Raw genomic sequence first — 4246 nt, forward strand, 5'->3', positions numbered from 1 at the left:
CCGGTGCCGCACCGCCCAGTCCGCCCAGGGCCAGCGCGCCGAACCCGGCCGCGGCCCCGTATTTGAGGAAGTTCCAGCGCCCCACGCTGGCTGTCTCTTGGGAGTCATTTGGCAGCCGGGGCTCCGTTCCTTCAGCGCCTGTCCTATCGGAGGCAGCGCGACCCAACGCAGAGCTACCCGAGGCGGCGCTACCCGAGGCGGCGCTAATCGTGCGGCCGTGGTCCGGCTCCGGAACGTGTTCAGCCATGATGTCCGCCCTCGTCCAGCCAGCCGGGCCTGAGCGCCACCCGCGGCAGTTCGAGCCGCATCGGCGCCGCGTGCAGCCACGGATCCGTAAACTCCGCCGACAAGCGCTGCGCGTCCGCCGGCACCAGGAAGCTGATCCAGAAGCGCTCGGTACTCCAAGCTGCCAGCGCCACGGCCTCTCCGGAGTCTCGGTTGGTCACCGTCGGCCCGCCGTCGCCGACCCTCAGCCGCAACTGCCCGGGGGCGAACAGCACCTCGTCCTCCGAAGCGTTCTGCACCTCCAGCTCCACCAGCACGTGGTCGCCCCACGTCATGTTCGCCGGCTGCGGGGCCGCCGCCATGATGGGGCCATGGCCGGCGTGCCCGGATCCACCCCCGGCAGTCCCCCTGCCCGCAGCGCCGCCAGCCGGCCCCGCCGCAGCGGAGGTCGCCGTGCCCGAAGCGGGAACACCGCCGTCGTACGCCAACCGATGCTGGCGCTCCGCGGACACCAGCCGCACGCTCCCGAAGGACGTTTCCACGCCTCCCGGGCTTAGGTTGCCGCCCCGCAGGTGGCTGGCCGTGAGCAGGCCCGCGCCCCCCGCCACGCCGGCGATGCCGGCCCCAACAAGTACTCCAAATACACGCCGCGAGAGACCGGACGGCAGGCTCGCGCTGCTGTCCGGCCCCGGCACGACCGCGCTATCCCCATAGAGCGTCGTCATTGCTTTACCGCTTTCCCATCCCCCAAACCTGTAGGCACCCATCCTTGCCGCGCGGGCTTGGGAAAAACTGGTGGGATGCGAACGGCCGGGCCGCCCCGTCATACTGGGACCATGAGCCTCACAGCCGGTCTCCCTGCCCGCCCGGACCAGCCGCCCATCGGCCTGCTGCTGGACGTCGACGGCCCGGTTTCCTCGCCGGTGACCCGCACGGTGCCGTCGGAGATCATCCACTCGCTGCTGGTGATGGCCAAACGCGGCTGGCCGATCGTGTTCAACACCGGACGGTCGGACCAGTTCATCCGCGAGCAGGTGATGGAGCCGATGCTCGCCGCCGGGATGCCGCCGGGGGTGCGCTGCTACGCGGTGTGCGAAAAGGGCGCCGTCTGGTTCAGCTTCACCGCCGCCGGCCCGGGCACCGTCCATGTGGACCATGCGCTGGCCCCGCCGCAGGAGTTCGCCGCCGAGGTGCGCAAGTTGGTCAGCTCCGGCTACTCCAGCCACATGTTCTTCGACGAAACCAAGCGGGCCATGGTCTCCGTGGAGCAGGTGGTGGGGACCGAAAACCGGGAGTACCGCCAGGTGCAGGAAAAGTTCGACGCCGAGGTCCTGGCTTTGATGTCCAGGTTCGGCATGGGTGCCACGCGCCTGGATCAGCACCTGCCGGACAGCGACGACCGGATTGACTACCGGGTGGACCCGAACATCATCGCCACCGACATCGAGTCGGTGCAGCTGGGCAAGGACCTGGGCGCCGAGCGGGCGCTGGAAATGCTGGCCGCGGACGGCGTGGTGCCGCACGCGTGGCGAACGATGGGCGATTCCCGCACCGACTACGCGATGTCCGACCTGCTGCACCACAACGGGCATGCGGTGCTGCACGTGGATGTCCGCCCCGACGACGGCGTCCCGCAGAAGCCCTACCCGGTGCTGACCGCGGCCCACCTGGGCTTCCCGAAGGCCGTGCATGAAGAGGCCGGCGCGGCGTTCCTGCGGACGTGGGCTGCGATCGCGCAGACGTTGTAGGGGCTTCCCGAGCCGGCCGCCCCGCCGTCGGGCCGTAATACGGGGAAATACGGGGCGCATTCCACGCCGATTCCGGCCGCGAGTCAAGCGAAACTGTGCCGCCGCAGCAAAACGTAACGTCCGTAACAATTGACTCCGGGCCCGGTGCTAGTCTGCCTTCCATGAACGCACTTCAGGGGAGCATTCCAGTACTCGACATGAGCAACGCCCGGTTGGCGGACGGCAGCTTCAACCCGGACTTCATCGACCAGCTGCGCGACGCCGCGCACCGGGTCGGGTTCTTCCAGATCACCGGCTACGGCGCTGCCGAGGGCCAGGTGGCGGAGCTCTTCGACGCGATCAAGCGTTTCTTCGAGCTGCCGCTGGAAGAGCGGCTGAAGCTGGACAACCGCAACTCCCCGCATTTCCGCGGCTACACGCGGATGGGCACCGAGCGGACCCAGGGCCGCGCCGACGCCCGCGAGCAGCTGGACTACTCGCCGGAGAGCGAGCCCGTGGCAGACTACCCGGAGGACCAGAAGTACTGGCTGCTCCGCGGCCCGAACCAGTGGCCGGATGCCGTGCAGCCGGACCTGCGCGAGAAGGCCATGGCGTGGGCCGAGCTGATGTCAACGGTGGGCCACGACCTGCTCTCGGCCATCGGCGTCGGGCTGGGCCTGCCGGAAGACTACTTCGACGAGCCGTTCGCCGACACCCCGCACTGGATGGGCAAGCTGGTGCACTACGTCGGCGGCGTGGTGGAGGAAGCCGGCGACCAGGGCGTGGGCGTGCATGCCGACTACGGCTTCGTCACCCTGCTGCTGCAGGACATGGTCGGCGGGCTCGAGGTGCGGCCGCCGGAGTCCGACGAGTGGCTGCCGGTCGAGCCGATCGAGGGCGCCCTGGTGGTGAACCTCGGCGAAATGCTCGAGGTGGCCACCGACGGCTACATCACCGCCACCGTCCACCGCGTGCAGGCTCCGCCGCCCGGCGTGGACCGCTACTCGGTGCCGTTCTTCTGGTCGCCGCGCCTGGACGCCGTGATCGACCCGGTGCCGCTGCCGGACGAGCTCAAGGCCAGCTCCCGCGGCCGCACCGACGACCCCACCAACCCGATGCTCTCCAGCTTCGGCGCCAACATGCTCAAGGGACGGCTGCGTGCCCACCCGGACGTGACCGAGAAGTTCTACCCGGAGCTGCTCGCCAAGAAGTAGGCGCGGTAGGTCGCGGGGTCCGGGGTTTCCGGGTCTGGGGGTGTGAGCCTTCAGGTCCGGATGCCAGGGCTTCCTGGTCCAGGGTCCGACGCTCCGGGGCTTCCGAGCCCACGAGCCCATGGTGTGTGCGACCTTCTACGTTGCACACACCATTCTTCTCGGTGCAGGCTCTGTCTACCCCAGTGCGCGGCCGTTCCCGCTCGCCCATAATGGGCTGTGTGAGCAACATCCTGACCCGCTGGCGAGACGAGCTGCGGGGCACGTTTTCCGGGCAGAGCGACACAATCCCGCAGTGGGAGCTGGACCTGGAGAACGGCGACGACGCGGGCTATTTCGCGCCCGATTCGGCCGTCTGGGCGGTTCACGGCTCGATGCCCACGCTGGTTGCCGGGATCCGTTCCCTGCTCACGCAAACGCTGCATCCCGGCGCGCTGGCCGGCGTGCATGACTTCTCCGCCTACCGCGATGATCCGCTGGGGCGCCTGGCCAACACCATCCGGTGGATCTTCACTGTCACATACGGCGACACCGCGGCGGCGCGCTCAGCCTGCGACATGGTCCTGCGCCTGCATGAACGCGTCCGCGGCACCTACACCGACTCCGCCGGCGGTCAGCAGCCGTACTACGCCAACGATCCCCGTCTGCTGCGCTGGGTGCATCTGACCTTCACGGACGCCTTCGTCACCGCGCACCTCGCTTACGGCCGACGGTTCCCGGGTGGTCCGGACCGCTATGTGGCCGAATGGGCCAAGGCCGGCGAGCTCATGCACGTCTCGGACCCGCCCCGCACTTACGCGGAACTGCGCGCCCAACTGGCCAGCTTTGAACCGGAACTCGCCGCGTCGCCCGCCATGGAGGAGACGGTCGCGTTTGTCAGGCGGCCGCCGCTGCCCCGCTCGCAACGACTGGGGTACCGCATCCTGTTCGCCGCCGCCGTCGAAACGCTTCCCGAGGAGCACCGCCGCCTGCTGGGGCTGCGCCCGACCACTCCCCTGCCGCTGCGCGTCCTCATCAAGCCCGCCACCCACATCGTCCTAGGCGTCGTCCGGCTCGGCCTGTCCAAGACCGGGCCCAGCGAGG

General features: G+C 69.4%; 5 protein-coding genes. 3 read left to right on the plus strand and 2 right to left on the minus strand.

Going from position 1 to position 4246, the window contains the following annotated elements:
- The coding region (locus tag AC5RV2_RS15310) for a hypothetical protein (RefSeq protein ID WP_494093043.1) at window positions 1-247 on the minus strand (247 nt) is incomplete at its 3' end.
- The gene (locus AC5RV2_RS15315; protein ID WP_494093044.1) at window positions 240-833 is read right to left on the minus strand and encodes a DUF4352 domain-containing protein; all 594 of its coding nucleotides are present in this window, start codon (window positions 831-833) and stop codon (window positions 240-242) included. The genes AC5RV2_RS15315 and AC5RV2_RS15310, both read right to left, overlap by 8 nt.
- Window positions 834-1061: 228 nt before the next feature.
- On the opposite strand from AC5RV2_RS15315, the gene AC5RV2_RS15320 reads away from it, so the two are divergent.
- The 3 genes from AC5RV2_RS15320 to AC5RV2_RS15330 form a co-directional block, all read left to right on the plus strand.
- Window positions 1062-1973 carry a hypothetical protein gene (locus AC5RV2_RS15320; protein ID WP_494093045.1) on the plus strand — a complete coding sequence of 304 codons (912 nt, stop codon included), beginning with the start codon at window positions 1062-1064 and terminating at the stop codon, window positions 1971-1973.
- A 161-nt stretch (window positions 1974-2134) separates the two neighbouring features.
- Window positions 2135-3166, plus strand: a complete 1032-nt coding sequence (locus tag AC5RV2_RS15325) for an isopenicillin N synthase family dioxygenase (RefSeq protein WP_494093046.1) — start codon at window positions 2135-2137, stop codon at window positions 3164-3166.
- A 209-nt stretch (window positions 3167-3375) separates the two neighbouring features.
- Window positions 3376-4246, plus strand: an 871-nt coding sequence (locus AC5RV2_RS15330) for an oxygenase MpaB family protein (protein ID WP_494093047.1), incomplete at its 3' end; no start/stop codon positions are given.

The sequence above is a fragment of the Arthrobacter sp. Y3225116 genome, from assembly GCF_059091245.1.

What these genes read in the sequence shown, in the direction of transcription:
- AC5RV2_RS15320 (WP_494093045.1), top strand. Translation starts at nt 1,062, where the DNA reads ATGAGCCTCACAGCCGGTCTCCCTGCCCGCCCGGACCAGCCGCCCATC.
- AC5RV2_RS15325 (WP_494093046.1), top strand. Translation starts at nt 2,135, where the DNA reads ATGAACGCACTTCAGGGGAGCATTCCAGTACTCGACATGAGCAACGCC.